Genomic DNA, 16,195 nt, shown 5'->3' on the forward strand with positions numbered 1-16,195 from the left:
GTGGTCGGCACCACGTCGAGGAGGACGTGGAGCACGACCCTCGGAGGACATGCCCGATGCCCTACCCTGCGGCATCCGATCGCGCCCGCGACCGGATCCACGCCCTGTTCATCGTGTGCGTGCTCGCAGCCGCGAGCGTCGTCGTCGCCGTGCTCGGGGCCGCCCCGTCACGTGTCACGGCCCAGGAGCTGCTCGGCCACCCGCGCACCCCCGGTGAGGCCGCGTTCATCGCCAGCCATCGCGGCGGCGCGGCGCACGCGCCCGAGAACACCCTGCCCGCCATCATGGCCGCCCTCGAAGCGGGCTTCGAGTACGTCGAGGTGGACGTCGCGCTGACCGCAGACGGCCACCCGGTGCTCATGCACGACAAGACGGTGGATCGCACCACCGACGGGCACGGCCGCGTCGCCGAGCTCACCCTCGCGCAGGTGCGGGAGCTCGACGCCGGCTCGTGGTTCGGCGCGTCGTACGCGGGGACGCCCGTTCCCACCCTGCAGGAGTTCCTCGACGCCCTGGTGCAGGGAGGCGCGCGGGCGATCCTGGAGTTCAAGGGCGAATGGGATGCGCCGGCCGTCGCGGCTGCGGTCGCGGAGGTCTCCGCTCGCGGCCTCGAGCGGCGCGTCGTGCTGGCCAGCTTCGACGCGCGGACGCTCGCGCTCGCCGCAGCCGAGTCGGAGCTGCTGTCGCGACTGCTCATCCTCAAGCAGCTGCCGACCGACGTGGTCAGCGCCGTCTCGGAGGCCGGCGCGCGCGGGGTCGTCGTCAGCCGCAAAGCGGTGCTCGCGCGGCCCGAGATCGTGGACGAGCTTCACGACGCCGGCGCCCGCGTCGTGGTGTACACGCTCAACGACGACGCGCAGTGGGACGCGGTCACCGCTCTCGGGGTGGACGGCATCGTCACCGACGACCCGCACACGCTGTCGGAGTGGCAGGCGTCTTACGCCGGTCCGTGATGCGGAGCCGGCGGGCGCGGCGTGGCCCGAGGCATCCGTCCCTCGCCGTCGTTAGGGTGGGCACAGGCCCGCTCTCCGCGGTGCCGGGAGCGAGAGGTGTCGTGCGATGGGCGGGCGCAACCCGATGAACCGGGCCGTGATCGGCGGCGTGGCTGTCCTCGCCGCCCTCGCCCTCACCGCGTGCCAGCCCGAGCCGTCGGCCACGCCGACCAGCAGCCCGACCGTGACGCTGGAGCAGCCGACACCCGGTCCCTCCGTCTCGCCGGTCGAGACCGAGAAGCCGCAGAGCGGGTTCGCGGTTCCCCGCGCCTGCGAGGAGATCTACTCTTCCGCCATGCTGGCGCAGCTGCAGTCGGCCAACCCACCCCTCAACGACCCCGGCGTGACGCTGCTGTCGACGGAGAACGCCGACCTCCTCGACATCATCGACGGCGCATCCACCACGTTGCGCTGCTCATGGGGGCAGCCCAGCGAGTTCGGCCTCGCGACGAACGTCACGGCGATCGACGACGAGCAGGCCGCTGCGGCGCTGGCCGCGCTGCCGCCCGCCGGTTTCGCGTGCGAGACGTTGGGCGACGGCACGGTCTGCCGTATCGAGCAGCGCGGCATCACCCTCGACGACGAGGAGTACACCCGCGGCGAGACGCACTACATCGGGGACGGTGGACTCGTCACCACGGCGTGGATCGACTTCTCACCCGAGGGCTACACGGAGGACATCGTCGCGACGCTCTGGGGCTGAACGCCCGGCGTCCCCTAGACTAGAGCGCGGGGCCACCTCCGACGACGTCGCAGCTCGCAGAAGCGAGTGCCCGCGACCGCCGGCGGGCGAACCCCGATCCCGCGTTCGCGACGGCGACCACGCCGCCCGCGGGAGCAGGCAGAACCATCGGTGTCATCCGATCCTTCGCCGGTCCCGATCCGGCACTCACGCTCAGGAGGAGCATGCCGACCACGGCACCCGCCCAGACGGCGCAACGTCGCCGCAAGTCCTCGTCCGCGCGCCGCGACGACGAGGCCCCCATCATCCCGATCCTCGCCCGCAAGGTCCGCGAGGTCGAAGCCAAGGCGCAGCGCGGGAAGCTGGGCCCGACCAACCGTGTCAAGTTCCAGGTCATCGCCTTCCTGGTGCGCGAGGAGCGGGCGCGCGTGAAGGCCGACACCGAGGTGACAGATGCCGCCCGGGCCGAGCTGCTCAAGCGGCTCGACGGCGTGGCGACCATCCTCGCCAAGACCGCGGCGCGCGACACCTCGCTCATCCAGCTCCTCGAAGTCGATCAGGCGACGTCGCCGGTCGCGCGCCGCATGCGGCGCGACTGGTTGCTCGAGTCCGGCGCGGAGCTGCCGCCCGACGAGCTCATCATCACGGATGTGGCGCCCGTGGCCGTCCCCGTCGTCCCCGCGGCGCTCGCAGAGCGCCAGGTGGTGCCCCCGCAGGTCGAGGCTCGTCGCGAGGCGAACCCGTTCCTCGCGCCGGACCTGTCGGTGCGCGCGCCGAAGGAGACGCCGCGTCGGCGCCTGGACAGCTGGGAGCTGATGGGTCCGCTGTACAAGGCCTTCGAGACCGGGGCGGGCGGGGGCAGCGCCACCATGGAGCTCCCGCCGGTGCCCGAGTTCGACCGCGTGTCGCCCAAGGGCCTGGAGGTGATGCCCCACCAGTCGCGCTTCCTCGAGGCGGTGCGCGCCGGCCATCGCACGTTCCTCCTCGCCGACGAGCCCGGCCTCGGCAAGACGGCGGAGTCGGTGCTCGCGGCATCCGTCGCCGGTGCGTATCCGCTGCTGGCCGTCGTCCCCAACGTCGTGAAGATGAACTGGGCGCGCGAGGTCGAGCGCTGGACCCCGCAGCGCCGCGCCACCGTGATCCACGGGGACGGCGAGGACATCGACGCCTTCGCCGACGTCTTCATCGTCAACTACGAGATCCTGGACCGCCACCTGTCATGGCTGAGCTCGATCGGGCTCAAGGGGATGGTCGTCGACGAGGCGCACTTCATCAAGAACCTCACCTCGCAGCGCTCCCAGAACGTGCTCGCGCTGGCCACGCGCATCCGCGAGCAGGTGCGCAACCCGCTGCTGCTCGCTCTCACGGGCACGCCGCTGATCAACGACGTCGAGGACTTCGACGCGATCTGGCGGTTCCTCGGCTGGACGAACGGCGAGAAGCCGGGACCGGCGCTGATGGAGAAGCTCGACGAGACCGGCCTCACGCCGGCCGACAAGTCGTTCTACCCCGAGGCCCGCGACGCCGTCATCTCGATGGGCATCGTGCGGCGCAAGAAGAAGGATGTCGCTGCCGACCTGCCCGACAAGCTCATCGCCGACCTCCCCGTCGAGCTGGACGACGAGTTCGGACGCTCGATCCGCCAGGCCGAGCGCGAGCTGGGGGAGCGGCTGGCCGCGAAGTACCGGCGCATCATCGAGGCGCGGGGCGACCGCGGGCTCGCGCCCGGCGAGGTCGACGCCGACATCGTGCGCCTTGTCGCCCACAACGAGCTCGAGGAGTCGAAGGCCGCCGGCACCGGCTCCGAGAACGTCTTCACCATGGTGCGGCGGATCGGCCAGGCCAAGGCCGTCCTCGCGGCGGACTACGCCGTGCAGCTGCAGCGCTCGGTGGGCAAGGTGGTCTTCTTCGCCAAGCACATCGACGTCATGGACGCCGCGGAGGCGCACTTCGCCGGGGCGGGCCTGAAGACCGTGTCGCTGCGCGGCGACCAGGCGACGACGGCCCGTCAGCAGGCCATCGACGCCTTCAACAACGACCCCGACGTCGGGATCGCCGTGTGCTCGCTCACGGCAGCCGGTGTGGGAGTGAACATGCAGGCGTCCTCGAACGTGGTGCTCGCCGAGCTGTCCTGGACGGCGGCTGAGCAGACCCAGGCGATCGACCGCGTGCACCGCATCGGGCAGGACGAGCCCGTGACGGCGTGGCGCATCATCGCCGCGCACACGATCGACACCAAGATCGCCGAGCTCATCGACTCGAAGCAGGGGCTCGCGGCGCGCGCCCTCGACGGCGAGGCAGTCGACCCGCAGTCCAGCGACTCGGTGCAGCTGTCGGCGCTCATGCACCTGCTGCGGCAGGCGCTCGGCGCCGCCTGACACGTCGGAGCGGGCGGTGCGGATCGCGCACCGCCCGCTCCGCTTTCCGGCCATCGGCGCCGGCGCCGCCCGTGTGGCAGGGCGGGCGCTGCGGCACTAGTGTCGGGGGAGGCAGCGTGGCCGTCCCTCATCCCCGACTTGCGAGGAAGACAGCATGAAGATCGGCATCCTGACGAGCGGCGGCGATTGCCCCGGACTGAACGCGGTCATCCGCGGTGTGGTGCTGAAGGGCACGACCACCTACGACCTCGAGTTCGTCGGCATCCGTGACGGCTGGCGCGGCGTCGTGGACGGCGACTTCTTCCCGCTGACGCGCCATGAGGTGAAGGGCCTGTCGAAGGTCGGCGGCACGATTCTCGGCACCAGCCGCACCAACCCGTACGAGGGCCCGCGGGGCGGCGCGGAGAACATCGCCAAGACGATGTACGGCCACCGCCTCGACGGCATCATCGCCATCGGCGGCGAGGGCACCCTCGCCGCGGCGAACCGCCTCTCGAACGACGGCATCAACGTCCTGGGCGTGCCGAAGACGATCGACAACGATCTGCGCGCCACCGACTACTCGTTCGGCTTCGACACCGCGGTGAACATCGCCACCGACGCAATGGACCGGCTGCGCACCACGGGCGACTCGCACCAGCGGTGCATGGTCGCCGAGGTCATGGGCCGCCACGTCGGCTGGATCGCCCTGCACGCGGGCATCGCCGCCGGAGCCCACGCGATCTGCATCCCCGAAGTGCCGATGTCGATCGACGAGATCGCCGACAAGGTCACCAAGGCCCACGACCGCGGCCGCGCGCCCCTCATCGTCGTCTCGGAGGGCTTCACCCTCACAGGCATGGACGAGGCCTACAGCGACAAGGGGCTCGATGCGTTCAACCGGCCGCGCCTCGGCGGCATCAGCGAGGTGCTCGCGCCCGAGATCGAGCGCATGACCGGCATCGAGACGCGGGCGACCGTGCTGGGGCACATCCAGCGCGGCGGCTCGCCGTCGGGCTTCGACCGCGTGCTCGCGACGCGCCTGGGGCTTCATGCCGCGGATGCCGTCGTCGACGGCGCGTGGGGCCAGATGGTCGCGATGCGCGGCACCGACATCGTCCGCGTGCCCTTCGTCGACGCGCTGGGGGAGCTCAACACCGTCCCGCTGTACCGCTACGAAGAGGCCGCCGCGCTCTTCGGCTGAGGACTGCCCGACCCGTCGGCCTCGTCGAGACGGCGGATCCCGGCCGAGACAGGGGTCGCCGTCCCCGGTCTCGGCCGGAACCCTCGGTCTCGGAGTGCGGGAGAGCGGATGCCTCGACTCGGCGTGCCACGCCGCCCCGAGGCATCCGCTCCCGACGTCAGGCGTCGGCGAGGCCGAGCACGTCCAGCAGCCAGGCGAGCTCGAACGCGCGCTCGCGCCAGGCGTTGTAGCGGCCGCTCACGCCGCCGTGCCCGGCGACCATCTCGCACTTCAGCAGCGCGTCGGCGCCGACCTCCCTCAGCCGCGCGACCCACTTGGCCGGCTCGACGTACAGCACGCGCGTGTCGTTCAGTGACGTCACGGCGAGGATGCGCGGGTAGGAGGCATCCGAGCGCACGTTCTCGTAGGGCGAGTACGACTTCATGTACGCGTAGACGTCGGGGTTGTGCAGCGGGTCGCCCCACTCGTCCCATTCGATCACGGTGAGCGGGAGGGAGGGATCGAGGATCGTGGTCAGCGCGTCGACGAACGGCACGTCCGCGAGGATCCCCGCGAACAGCTCGGGGGCGAGGTTGGCCACCGCGCCCATGAGCAGGCCGCCCGCCGAGCCGCCCTCGGCCACCAGCTGCGACGGCGTCGTGAAGCCGCTGTCGACGAGATGCCGTGCGCTGTCGACGAAGTCCGTGAAGGTGTTGCGCTTGTTCAGCAGCTTGCCGTCCTCGTACCACTGGCGGCCCATCTCGCCGCCGCCGCGCACGTGCGCCACCGCGAACACGACGCCCCGGTCCAGCTCCGACAGCCGCGCCACCGAGAACCCCGGCTCGATCGAGTGCTCGTACGAGCCGTAGCCGTACAGGTGCGTCGGTCGCGGCGCGGCGCCCGCGTCGCCGAACGAGCGCTTCCACACCAGCGAGATCGGGATCCGCGCGCCGTCCTGCGCGGTCGCCCACACGCGCTCCTGGGCGTACTCGGCGGGATCGTAGCCGCCCAGCACCGGCTGGCGCTTGCGGAGGTGGAGCTCGCGCGTGGCGACGTCGAGGTCGTACACCGTGCCCGGGGTGACGAACGAGCCGTAGCCCAGGCGCAGCAGCGGGGGCGCCCACTCCGGGTTGCTCCCGGTGCCCACCGAGTACAGCGGCTCGTCGAACGCGATCTCGCTGACGTCGCCGGTCCGGTAGTCCAGCAGGCCGAGACGCGCGAGGCCGCTCCGGCGATACCCCACGACGGCCCAGTCCCGGAACGTCGAGACGCCCAGCAGGCGCTCGCCGGGGCGGTGCGGGATGACGACGGTGCGCTCGCCGGACGGGTCGGATGCCGCGACCCGCACCAGCTCGAAGTCGAGGGCGCCGTCGTTGTGGAGGACGAACAGCACGTCTTCGCCGTCGACGACGGCGTGCTCCGAGTCGTACTCGACGCCTTCGGTCCGCGGCCACACGACCCGCGCTTCCCCGCGCAGGTCATCGGCGTCCAGGAGCCACTCCTCCGAGGTGATCGACGAGCCCAGCCCGATCACGAGGTAGCGGTCGCTGCGGGTGAACCCCGCGCCGACCCAGAACCGCTCGTCGGGCTCGTGGAACAGCTGCGTGTCGTCGGCGACGGGCGTGCCCAGCTCGTGCAGCCACACCGTGTCGGGCCGCCAGGCGTCGTCGACGGTGGTGTAGACGATGAAGCGGCCGTCGGGGGAGAAGGTGGCGCCTGCGAAGGTGCCGGGAATCTCGTCGGGCAGCTGCTCGCCCGTGCGGAGGTCGCGTACGCGCACGGTGTAGCGTTCGTCGCCCGCGACGTCGATCCCGAAGAGCATGAGCGATCCGTCGGTGGTGACCTCGAAGCTGCCGAGCGAGAAGAACTCGTGCCCCTCCGCCTCGATATTGCCGTCCAACAGCACCTGCTCGCCCGGCACGTCCGCGTCCGGAGACAGCTCCGGCGGCGTCCAGTCGTCGGCGGAGACGAGCGGGGCCCGGCACTGGATGCCGTACTGCTTGCCCTCGACCGTGCGGCCGTAGTACCACCAGTCGCCGCGGCGCGTCGGCACCGACAGGTCGGTCTCCAGCGTGCGGCCCTTGATCTCGTCGAAGATCTGCGCCCGCAGCCCGTCGAGGTGTGCGGTGCGCTGCTGGGTGTAGGCGTTCTCGGCCTCGAGGTGGGCGATGACCGCGGCATCCTCCTTCGCCCGGAACCACTCGTAGCGGTCCTCGACCGCGTCGCCGTGGTGCGATCGCACGGTGATCCGGCGCTCGGCGACAGGGGGACGGATGCCGGTGGCCGGCGTGGACGGGACGGGTGCGGGGTCGCTCGGAGTCACCGTTCCACGCTAGTGCCCGCCGAGTTGACCGTCAGGGTGGCGGATGTAGGATTCTTCTGGCCGGTTGCCGGTTCCTGAATTCCTGGTGAACTCTTCGTTCGTCGCGCCGATCCCGTCGGCACCATCCCCTCACCCCCTCACCGAAAGCGAACGGTGGAAACCGCAACCCTCATCACCGCCGTGCTGGTGATCGCGCTGGCGCTGTTCTTCGACTTCACGAACGGCTTCCACGACACCGCCAACGCGATGGCGACGCCGATCGCCACCGGCGCCCTCAAGCCCAAGACCGCGGTCCTGCTGGCGGCGATCCTGAACCTCGTGGGCGCCTTCCTGTCGACGGAGGTGGCCAAGACGATCTCGGGCGGCATCATCCGCGAAGACGAGATCTCGGCGTCCATCTTCCCCGCCGTGATCCTCGCCGGCCTCATCGGCGCGATCACCTGGAACATGCTGACGTGGCTGCTCGGGCTGCCGTCCTCGTCATCCCACGCCCTGTTCGGCGGCCTCATCGGCGCGACGATCGTGGGAGTCAGCGCCAGTGCCATCGACTTCGGCGTCGTGATGTCGAAGGTCATCCTGCCGGCGATCATCGCGCCGCTGACCGCTGGACTCATCGCCTTCGTCGTGACGAAGATCGCGTATGCGGTCACCCGCCGGTACGACAGCAAGGCCGACGGCCGGGACGGATTCCGCGTCGGGCAGATCTTCACGTCATCCCTCGTCGCGCTCGCGCACGGCACCAACGACGCGCAGAAGACGATGGGCATCATCACGCTCCTGCTCATCACGGTGGGTCTGCAGGATCACCCCGAACCCGAGCTGTGGGTGATCGTGGCGTGCGCCGTGACGATCGCCCTCGGCACCTACATGGGCGGCTGGCGCATCATCCGCACGCTCGGAAAGGGGCTCACCGAGGTCAAGCCGGCGCAGGGATTCGCCGCGGAGAGCTCGACGGCCTCCACGATCCTCGCCTCCAGTGCTCTCGGCTTCGCGCTGTCGACCACGCAGGTCGCCTCCGGATCGGTGATCGGGTCCGGGCTCGGTCGCCGCGGATCACAGGTGCGCTGGCGCACCGCGGGCCGCATCATGATCGGCTGGGTGCTCACGCTGCCCGCCGCGGGCGGCGTCGGCGCGCTGGCGGCGCTCGTCGTGACGTGGCTCGGATTCTGGGGCATCGTCCTCGACGCGGTGCTGGCCACCGTCGTGATCCTGGGCATCTTCCTGCGCTCCCGCCGCAACGAGGTCAACGCGTCCAACGCGATGAGCGAGGTGGCCGAGTCGGGGCGTGCCGTCAAGGTCAAGAAGAATCCGCCGCCGACGCGCCGGCAGCGCGCGATGGCCCGTGAGGACGCGCGTCGCAAGGCGGCCGCCGCCGCCGCGGCCCGGAAGGCCGCCAAGGCGGCGCAGAAGCCGAAGCCGCCGCAGCCGACGGCGACCGGCTCGAAGGACGGGGGCGAGCGATGAGCATCGACTGGTTCGCCTTCGTGCAGGTGTTCGCCGCGGCGCTCACCGGCGCGGTGCTCGTGGTGGGCTTCTACGCGCTCGGCCTGCGCCTCCTCGTGCGCGCGGGCCGTCCGCCGGTCGTCGCGCCGGTGGAGTTCACCGACGCGATCACCGTGATCACCGAGAAGGAGGCCCGCCGCGCCGAGAAGGCCGCGGCGAAGGCCGCCAAGCGCAGCCCGCTCACCGAGGGTCAGAAGCGCGTCGCGCTCATCGGCGCCTATGCGTGCTTCCTGGTGTGCGCGGCGGCGGTCCTCGGCGGACTTCTCCTCATCGTCTTCAACCACTGAGCCCCGGCGGCGGTGATGACCCCGCGGCGCAATAGGGTGGGCACATGGTCGCCCGCGTCCCGTTCGGTCAGTATCCGCCTGCCCGCCGCACGCTGCTGCACCTGAGCGACACCCACCTGCTCGCGGGCAACCGTGCCCTGGGCGGCCGCTTCGACACCGCGGCCAACCTCGCCCGCACCCTCGAGGCGGCCGAGGCCACCGGCATCCGTCCCGACGCCGTCGTGTTCACCGGCGACCTCACCGACCTCGGCGAGCCCGAGGCGTACCGGGCGCTGCGCGCGGCCGTCGAGCCGGTGGCCGAGCGCCTGGGCGCACCCGTCGTGTGGGTCGCGGGCAACCACGACGAGCGGCCTGCGATGCGCAGCGCGCTGCTCGACCAGGACGCGAGCCAGCACCCGATCACCGGCGTGTGGGACCTCGCAGGTCTCCGCCTGGTCGCCCTCGATTCCTCCGTCCCGGGGTGGCACCACGGCGACCTCGACACCGCCCAGCTGGAATGGCTGCGAGGGGTGCTGGCCACGCCGGCTCCCCTCGGCACGATCCTGGCGCTTCACCACCCGCCGCTTCCGTCGCACGTTCCGCTGTTCGACATCCTCGAGCTGCGCGACCAGGGCCGGTTCGCCGAGGTGATCGCCGGAACGGACGTGCGGGCGATCTTGGCCGGCCATCTGCATTACTCCACGAGCGGCACGTTCGCCGGCGTCCCGGTGAGCGTCGCCGCCGCGACGTGCTACACGATGAACCTCGCGCGCGCGGCCGTCGACGTCAACGGCATGGACGCCGGGCAGTCGTTCCACCTCGTGCACGTGTACGACGACACGATCACCCACGCCGTCGTGCCCGTCGTCGACGCACCGACCGGCGACGTCTTCTCCGCGGAATGGGTCGAGCGGATGTCGCGGCTCACGCCCGAGCAGCGCCTCGAGGAGTTCTCGCGCAAGCGCGGGTGAGCCCGCACGGGCGCGCGGCGGTCGCTCCGCAGTGTATGAACGCCCCGTCCCCGGTGTACGCCGTGTACAGGCGGCCGCACCCCGCATCCGAGTAGTCTCGAGGCGACCCCACACCGCTGTGAACGACCCACGAGGACTGCACACATGGCTCTGGACGCAATGACGCGAACCCGCACCGAGACCGATTCCCTGGGATCCCTGGAGATCCCCGCCGACGCGTACTGGGGCATCCACACCGCCCGCGCGCTGGAGAACTTCCCGATCTCCAAGCGGCCGATCTCGGTGTACAAGGACCTCGTGAAGGCGCTGGCGATGGTCAAGCAGGCCTCGGCGCGAGCCAACAAGGAGATCGGCGTCCTGGACGCATCGAAGGCCGACCTCATCGACCGCGCGGCGCAGCTGGTCATCGACGGCCAGTTCCACGACCAGTTCGTGGTCGGCGTCATCCAGGGAGGCGCCGGCACCTCGACCAACATGAATGCGAACGAGGTCATCACCAACGTCGCGCTCGAGCTGGCCGGTCGCGAGAAGGGCGACTACGCCTTCCTCTCGCCCATCGACGACACCAACCGCAGCCAGTCGACCAACGACGTGTACCCGACCGCGATCAAGGTGGGCCTCGGACTGGACCTGCAGACTCTGCTCGAGGAGCTGGACCTTCTGCGCAAGGCGTTCCTCGCCAAGGCGGTCGAGTTCCACGACGTGCTGAAGGTGGGGCGCACGCAGCTGCAGGACGCCGTGCCCATGACCCTCGGGCAGGAGTTCCACGGCTTCGCCACGACGCTCGGCGAGGACTACAGCCGGCTGAAGGAGAACGCCTACCTGCTCTACGAGGTGAACATGGGCGCCACGGCCATCGGCACGGGCATCACCACGCACCCCGACTACAGCCAGGCCGTGCTGCGCCACCTGCGTGAGATCACCGGACTCGACCTGGACCTCGCGACCGACCTCGTGGAGTCCACCAGCGACACCGGCGCCTTCATGTCGTTCTCGGCGTCCCTCAAGCGCAATGCCATCAAGCTGTCGAAGATCTGCAACGACCTGCGCCTGCTGTCGTCGGGTCCCCAGGCGGGACTCGGCGAGATCAATCTCCCGGCGCGTCAGGCGGGCTCGAGCATTATGCCGGGCAAGGTGAACCCGGTGATCCCCGAGGTCGTCAACCAGGTCGCGTTCGCCGTGGCCGGCGCGGACCTCACCGTCACGATGGCCGTCGAGGGCGGGCAGCTGCAGCTCAACGCGTTCGAGCCGGTGATCGCGCACTCGATCTTCCAGTCGATCACGTGGATGCGCCGGGGCATGCACACCCTGCGCGTCAACTGCGTCGACGGCATCACCGCCAACCGCGAGCGTCTGGGCGCCATGGTCGGCTCGAGCGTGGGCGTCATCACCGCGCTCACGCCGTTCATCGGCTACGCCGCCGCAGCCGCGCTCGCCAAGGCGGCCCTGCTGACGGGACGCAACGTCGCCGATCTCGTCGTGGAGGCCGGGCTGATGTCGCGGGACGAGGTGACAAAGCAGCTCTCGCCGGCCCGCCTGTCGGGACTCGAGACGATCACGGCCGCCATTCCGCTCGTGCAGTCGCCCGAAGACGTCGTCGTCGTGCAGCGGCCGGCAGACACGCGCTGAGGCTGTTGCCGCGCGCGGCCGGCGCTCGATAGCGTCGGGGAGACTCGAACGAAAGGCGAGAGATGACCGATCCGCAGAACCCGGCCGCGCCGGAGCCGCAGCAACCCGCGTCCCAGCCGGCTGCGACCCCGCCCCCCGCCGCTTCGCCGCCGCCGTCCGCCTACAACGCGCCCCCGCCCGCGTACGGCGCTCCGCCGCCTTCGTACAGTTCGGCGCCGCCTGCCGCGTACGGGGCGCCGGCGGCAGGGCCCGTCCCCGGCAAGACGCTCGGCATCGTCGCGTTCATCCTGTCGTTCTTCGTCCAGCTGGTCGCCCTGATCCTGGGCATCGTCGCGCTCGTCCAGAGCCGCAAGGCGGGTCACAAGAACGGCTGGGCGCTGGCCGCCATCATCATCTCCGCCGTGCTGATGGTCCTCGGCGTCATCCTGTTCTTCGCGCTCGTCGTGCCCCTGCTGACCTTCTCGTCGGAGGTGCTGCAGGCCTGCCAGGCCGTCGACTTCCAGGGCACCGTGGAGGTCCGCGGGCTTCCCGTCGACTGCTCGAACGTCTCCAACTGACCTCCTCGGCGGCCGGTGCTCCACGCAGCGCCGGCCGTCGTGGTGTCCGACGTCAGCCGAGGATGCGGCAGTGGGTGGTCAGCGCCCCGATCCCGTCGATGCCGACGGTGACGGTCGACCTGTCGCGCAGAAAGACCTGCGGATCGCGCGAGTAGCCGGCCCCGCCCGGGCTGCCGGTCGAGATCAGCGTTCCCGGCAGCAGCGTCGCCGACTTCGACAGGTGCGAGATCAGCGTCGCGACCGGCCGCACCATCTGCGCGGTGGACGCGTCCTGCAGCGTCCTGCCGTCCAGCACCGTCCAGATGTGCAGGCGCTGCGGGTCGGGCACCTCGTCGGCGGTCACGACGAACGGGCCGGTCGGGGTGAACCCGTCGAACGACTTGCATCGGGACCACTGCGCCTCGGAGTACTGGATGTCGCGGGCGGTGATGTCGTTGACCACCGTGTACCCCCAGACGTGGTCGAGCGCCTGCTCCGGCTCGACGTCCTTCGCCGGGGTGCCGATGATCACGCCCAGCTCGGCCTCGTAGTCCACGGACTCGCTCAGCGTCCGCGGCCAGATCGTGGTGCCGTCGTGACCGGCGAGCGAGTTCGGCCACAGCACGAAGACGGTCGGCGTGGAGTCGGTCTTGAGACCGAGCTCGCTGGAGTGCGCGGCGTAGTTGAGCCCGATCGCCAGGACCACCGGGGGAGCGAGGACCGCGGACGCGTAGCGCATGCCGTCCAGCGGATGCCGCGACCCGCCGTCGGCCGCGTCGCGCACGCGCGACAGCAGCTCGTGGCCGCCGGCGATCAGCTCCTCGAGGGTTCGTGGTGCGCCGTCGAACAGCTCTGCCACGATGACCGCCTGGTCGTCCTCGATCAGCGCGAGTCTCGGCCCACCCGACTCGGTCGGCACGACATGGGCGAAGCGCATCCTCCCAAACTACTCACTCGGCGGCGGGGTGGGCCGCCCGACGGGGCGCGCGCGTCCGCTGCGGCGTTCGCCGCCATAGGCTGTGCGCATGACGCACGACCCCGGCGCCTCCCGTCCGAGGCCCTCCCTCACGCCGCCGGAGTTCGCCTCCGCTCTCGCGCAGCCCCGCCATGCCGCGCCGGCGGCCATCACCCCTCCCGCGAGGTCGCCATCGCCGGTGCCCGTCGCCGCGCCTGCGGCGGCTGGCCGCGGTCGGTCCGCGTCGATCTGGATCATCGGCATCCTGGTGCTCATCCTCATCGCGCTGGTCGGCTACTTCCTCAACGCCCTCGGCCCGGGCGCGTCGATCATCGGGATGGTGCTCGCGCTCATCCCGCTCGCGGGGGTCCTCGTCGCCGTCCGCCTCGTCGACCGATGGGAGCCCGAGCCGAAGGGGCTGCTGATCCTCGCGGTGGCGTGGGGCGCGATCGCCGCCGTCGGCATCGCCCTGGGAGTCGACCTGGTGCTCACCATCGTGTTCGGCGGTGCCGACTCCGCCGCCAGGGATGTGATGCGCACCGTGGTGCAGGCTCCGGTGGTGGAGGAGCTCGCCAAGGGGCTCGGCGTCCTCCTCATCTTCGCGACGGCCCGCCGCGCGTTCGACGGGCCCGTCGACGGCATCGTCTACGGCGCGCTGGTGGGGGCGGGCTTCGCCTTCACCGAGAACATCCAGTACTTCGCAGTCAGCTTCATCGAGGGGGGCGCCGCCGAGACGTCCACGACGTTCTTCGTGCGCGGCATCCTGTCGCCCTTCGCACACGTGATGTTCACGAGCGTGACCGGCTTCGCCCTGGGACTCGCCGCGCGGCGCGGCCTGTCCACCGGGCAGGCGATCGGTCCGTGGCTGATCGGCCTGGCGGGAGCCGTCGCGCTGCACGCCTTCTGGAACGGCTCGGCGCTGTTCGGCGACTTCTTCTTCCTCTACCTGACCCTCCAGGTGCCGCTGTTCATCGGCTTCGTGCTGGGCATCGTGGCGCTTCGCCGCGAGGAGTCGCGGCTGACCCGGCGACGGCTGGGCGACTACGCCGCGGCGGGGTGGTTCACACCTCAGGAGGTGGAGATGCTCGCCACCTCCGCCGGCCGCAAGACGGCGCTCGCGTGGGCGCGCACTCTGCGCGGCGACCGTTCGCCGCTCATGAAGACGTTCATCGCCGACGCGACCGCACTCGCCGCCACTCGCCAGCGGGCGATCACCGGGCGTGACCCGATGGCGGCCTCGGAGGAGCGGGAGCTGCTGGCGAAGACCGCCGCCACGCGTGCGGCCATGTTCGCGCCGTGACCCTTGACACCGCGCGGGGCGCCCCGGCATGCTGAAACCAGACCAACTCAGCGCTCGGTAGACACGCAGGCATCGCCGCGGCACCGGGCGCTGAGTCTTGATACGACCCGGGTCAATGCGAGGAACGAGCGTTGACGCGGGTCGTATCAAGATCGAGTAGCGAGCTCTGCGAGCGTATCGAGATCTCCCGTCCCGCTGTGCTGCGAGCGTATCGAGATCTCCCGTCCCGCTGTGCTGCGAGCGTATCGAGATCTCCCGTCCCGCTGTTCTGCGAGCTCTGCGAGCGCATCGAGATCTCCTCGGCCACCACCCGCCCTGCGTGCCCGTCGCATTCCTGCTTGGATGGAGTCATGACTGACGACCGCACCAAGCCCGAGATCGACGCACCCGCCGGCCCGGCTCCGGCCGACCTCGTCGTCCGCGACCTCGTCGTGGGCACCGGCACCGAGGCGAAGCCGGGCGACACCGTGACCGTCCACTACGTGGGCGTCGAGTACGACTCCGGCGAGGAGTTCGACTCGTCGTGGAACCGCGGCGAGAGCATCCAGTTCCCGCTGCGCGGCCTCATCCAGGGCTGGCAGGACGGCATCCCCGGCATGAAGGAGGGCGGTCGCCGCGAGCTGGTGATCCCGCCGCACCTGGCCTACGGACCGGCCGGCGGCCACTTCCTCGGCGGCAAGACCCTCATCTTCGTCATCGACCTCGTGAAGGTCGGCTGACCCCACCGCCACCCATGGAAGGGGACGGATGCCGCGGCATCCGTCCCCTTCCTCGTCTCCTCGCCGGTTCCGAGGAATTTTCATTCACGGGAATAGACAAGGCCGCCGCCGCGTTCCACCCCGTATGCCCGCTGACGCGGGCACTCCCCGAACCGAACGAAGGACGAACATGACTGACGCCACGGCAATCGACATCCCCGGCTACAGGACGGGCACGTGGGTGCTCGACCCCGCACACAGTGAGGTGACGTTCAGCGTGCGTCACATGATGATCTCGAAGGTGCGCGGCACGTTCGGCATGAAGAGTGCGACGCTCGTGGCGCCGGAGAACCCGCTCGAGGCGACCGTCGTGGCCAGTGTCGACGTCGCGTCCGTGGACACCAAGGACGAGGCGCGCGACAACCACCTGCGCTCCGCGGACTTCTTCGACGTCGAGAACCACCCCACCATGGAGTTCCGCTCCACGGGTGCGCGTGTCGAGGACGGCGACTTCCTGGTCGACGGCGACCTCACCATCCGCGGTGTCACCAAGCCCGTGACCTTCGAGTTCGACTTCGGCGGCTTCGGCGTCGACCCGTGGGGCAACTACAAGGCCGGTGCGACGGCGAAGACCGTGGTCAACCGCGAGGAGTTCGGCCTCACCTGGAACGCCGCGCTCGAGACCGGCGGGGTCCTCGTCGGCAAGGACATCACCATCACCCTCGACCTGCAAGGCGCGCACCAGGCCGCGTGAGCAGCCGCGGGATGAGCGGATGCCTCGGCCCGAGGCATCCGCTCAT

At 70.7% G+C, this 16,195-nt stretch carries 14 protein-coding genes; 12 read left to right on the top strand and 2 right to left on the bottom strand.

The window, feature by feature from the left end:
- Nucleotides 1–56: 56 nt before the first annotated feature.
- The 4 genes from IR212_RS05405 to IR212_RS05420 all read left to right on the top strand — a co-directional run bounded on the left by IR212_RS05405 (nucleotide 57) and on the right by IR212_RS05420 (nucleotide 5,235).
- Nucleotides 57–953 (top strand): glycerophosphodiester phosphodiesterase, encoded by an 897-nt coding sequence (locus IR212_RS05405; RefSeq protein WP_194397940.1) that lies wholly within the window; start codon nucleotides 57–59, stop codon nucleotides 951–953.
- A gap of 106 nt (nucleotides 954–1,059) precedes the next feature.
- Nucleotides 1,060–1,695: a hypothetical protein gene (locus IR212_RS05410; RefSeq protein WP_194397941.1), complete on the top strand. Its 636-nt coding sequence runs from the start codon at nucleotides 1,060–1,062 to the stop codon at nucleotides 1,693–1,695.
- A 203-nt stretch (nucleotides 1,696–1,898) separates the two neighbouring features.
- On the top strand, nucleotides 1,899–4,052 hold the full coding sequence (locus tag IR212_RS05415) for a DEAD/DEAH box helicase (protein WP_194397942.1): 2,154 nt from the start codon (nucleotides 1,899–1,901) through the stop codon (nucleotides 4,050–4,052).
- Between the two features lie 154 nt (nucleotides 4,053–4,206).
- A complete protein-coding gene (locus tag IR212_RS05420) occupies nucleotides 4,207–5,235 on the top strand; it encodes an ATP-dependent 6-phosphofructokinase (protein WP_194397943.1) in 1,029 nt (342 codons plus the stop codon).
- 157 nt (nucleotides 5,236–5,392) lie between these two features.
- On the opposite strand, the gene IR212_RS05425 is transcribed toward IR212_RS05420, so the two are convergent.
- A complete protein-coding gene (locus IR212_RS05425) occupies nucleotides 5,393–7,537 on the bottom strand; it encodes a S9 family peptidase (RefSeq protein WP_228479498.1) in 2,145 nt (714 codons plus the stop codon).
- A gap of 153 nt (nucleotides 7,538–7,690) precedes the next feature.
- Here IR212_RS05425 and IR212_RS05430 point away from each other — a divergent pair, with 153 nt between their 5' ends.
- From IR212_RS05430 to IR212_RS05450, 5 genes are all read left to right on the top strand, one after another.
- The gene (locus IR212_RS05430; RefSeq protein ID WP_194397944.1) at nucleotides 7,691–9,001 is read left to right on the top strand and encodes an inorganic phosphate transporter; all 1,311 of its coding nucleotides are present in this window, start codon (nucleotides 7,691–7,693) and stop codon (nucleotides 8,999–9,001) included.
- Nucleotides 8,998–9,327, top strand: coding sequence for a peptidase (locus tag IR212_RS05435; protein WP_194397945.1), 330 nt, complete (start codon nucleotides 8,998–9,000; stop codon nucleotides 9,325–9,327). Before IR212_RS05430 ends, IR212_RS05435 begins: the two co-directional genes overlap by 4 nt.
- Nucleotides 9,328–9,371: 44 nt before the next feature.
- Nucleotides 9,372–10,277, top strand: coding sequence for a phosphodiesterase (locus IR212_RS05440; RefSeq protein ID WP_194397946.1), 906 nt, complete (start codon nucleotides 9,372–9,374; stop codon nucleotides 10,275–10,277).
- 144 nt (nucleotides 10,278–10,421) lie between these two features.
- The gene (locus IR212_RS05445; protein WP_194397947.1) at nucleotides 10,422–11,906 is read left to right on the top strand and encodes an aspartate ammonia-lyase; all 1,485 of its coding nucleotides are present in this window, start codon (nucleotides 10,422–10,424) and stop codon (nucleotides 11,904–11,906) included.
- A gap of 62 nt (nucleotides 11,907–11,968) precedes the next feature.
- A complete protein-coding gene (locus tag IR212_RS05450) occupies nucleotides 11,969–12,463 on the top strand; it encodes a DUF4190 domain-containing protein (protein ID WP_194397948.1) in 495 nt (164 codons plus the stop codon).
- 52 nt (nucleotides 12,464–12,515) lie between these two features.
- Here the strand turns inward: IR212_RS05450 and IR212_RS05455 are convergent, their stop codons facing one another.
- A complete protein-coding gene (locus IR212_RS05455) occupies nucleotides 12,516–13,379 on the bottom strand; it encodes a fumarylacetoacetate hydrolase family protein (RefSeq protein ID WP_194397949.1) in 864 nt (287 codons plus the stop codon).
- An 88-nt stretch (nucleotides 13,380–13,467) separates the two neighbouring features.
- On the opposite strand from IR212_RS05455, the gene IR212_RS05460 reads away from it, so the two are divergent.
- The 3 genes from IR212_RS05460 (at nucleotide 13,468) to IR212_RS05470 (ending at nucleotide 16,149) form a co-directional block, all read left to right on the top strand.
- The gene (locus IR212_RS05460) at nucleotides 13,468–14,697 is read left to right on the top strand and encodes a PrsW family intramembrane metalloprotease (protein WP_194397950.1); all 1,230 of its coding nucleotides are present in this window, start codon (nucleotides 13,468–13,470) and stop codon (nucleotides 14,695–14,697) included.
- Nucleotides 14,698–15,047: 350 nt separating this feature from the next.
- The gene (locus IR212_RS05465) at nucleotides 15,048–15,416 is read left to right on the top strand and encodes an FKBP-type peptidyl-prolyl cis-trans isomerase (RefSeq protein ID WP_194397951.1); all 369 of its coding nucleotides are present in this window, start codon (nucleotides 15,048–15,050) and stop codon (nucleotides 15,414–15,416) included.
- 169 nt (nucleotides 15,417–15,585) lie between these two features.
- Nucleotides 15,586–16,149, top strand: coding sequence for a YceI family protein (locus IR212_RS05470; RefSeq protein WP_194397952.1), 564 nt, complete (start codon nucleotides 15,586–15,588; stop codon nucleotides 16,147–16,149).
- Nucleotides 16,150–16,195 lie beyond the last annotated feature (46 nt).

It is taken from the genome of Microbacterium atlanticum, assembly GCF_015277815.1.
GTDB lineage: Bacteria > Actinomycetota > Actinomycetes > Actinomycetales > Microbacteriaceae > Microbacterium > Microbacterium atlanticum.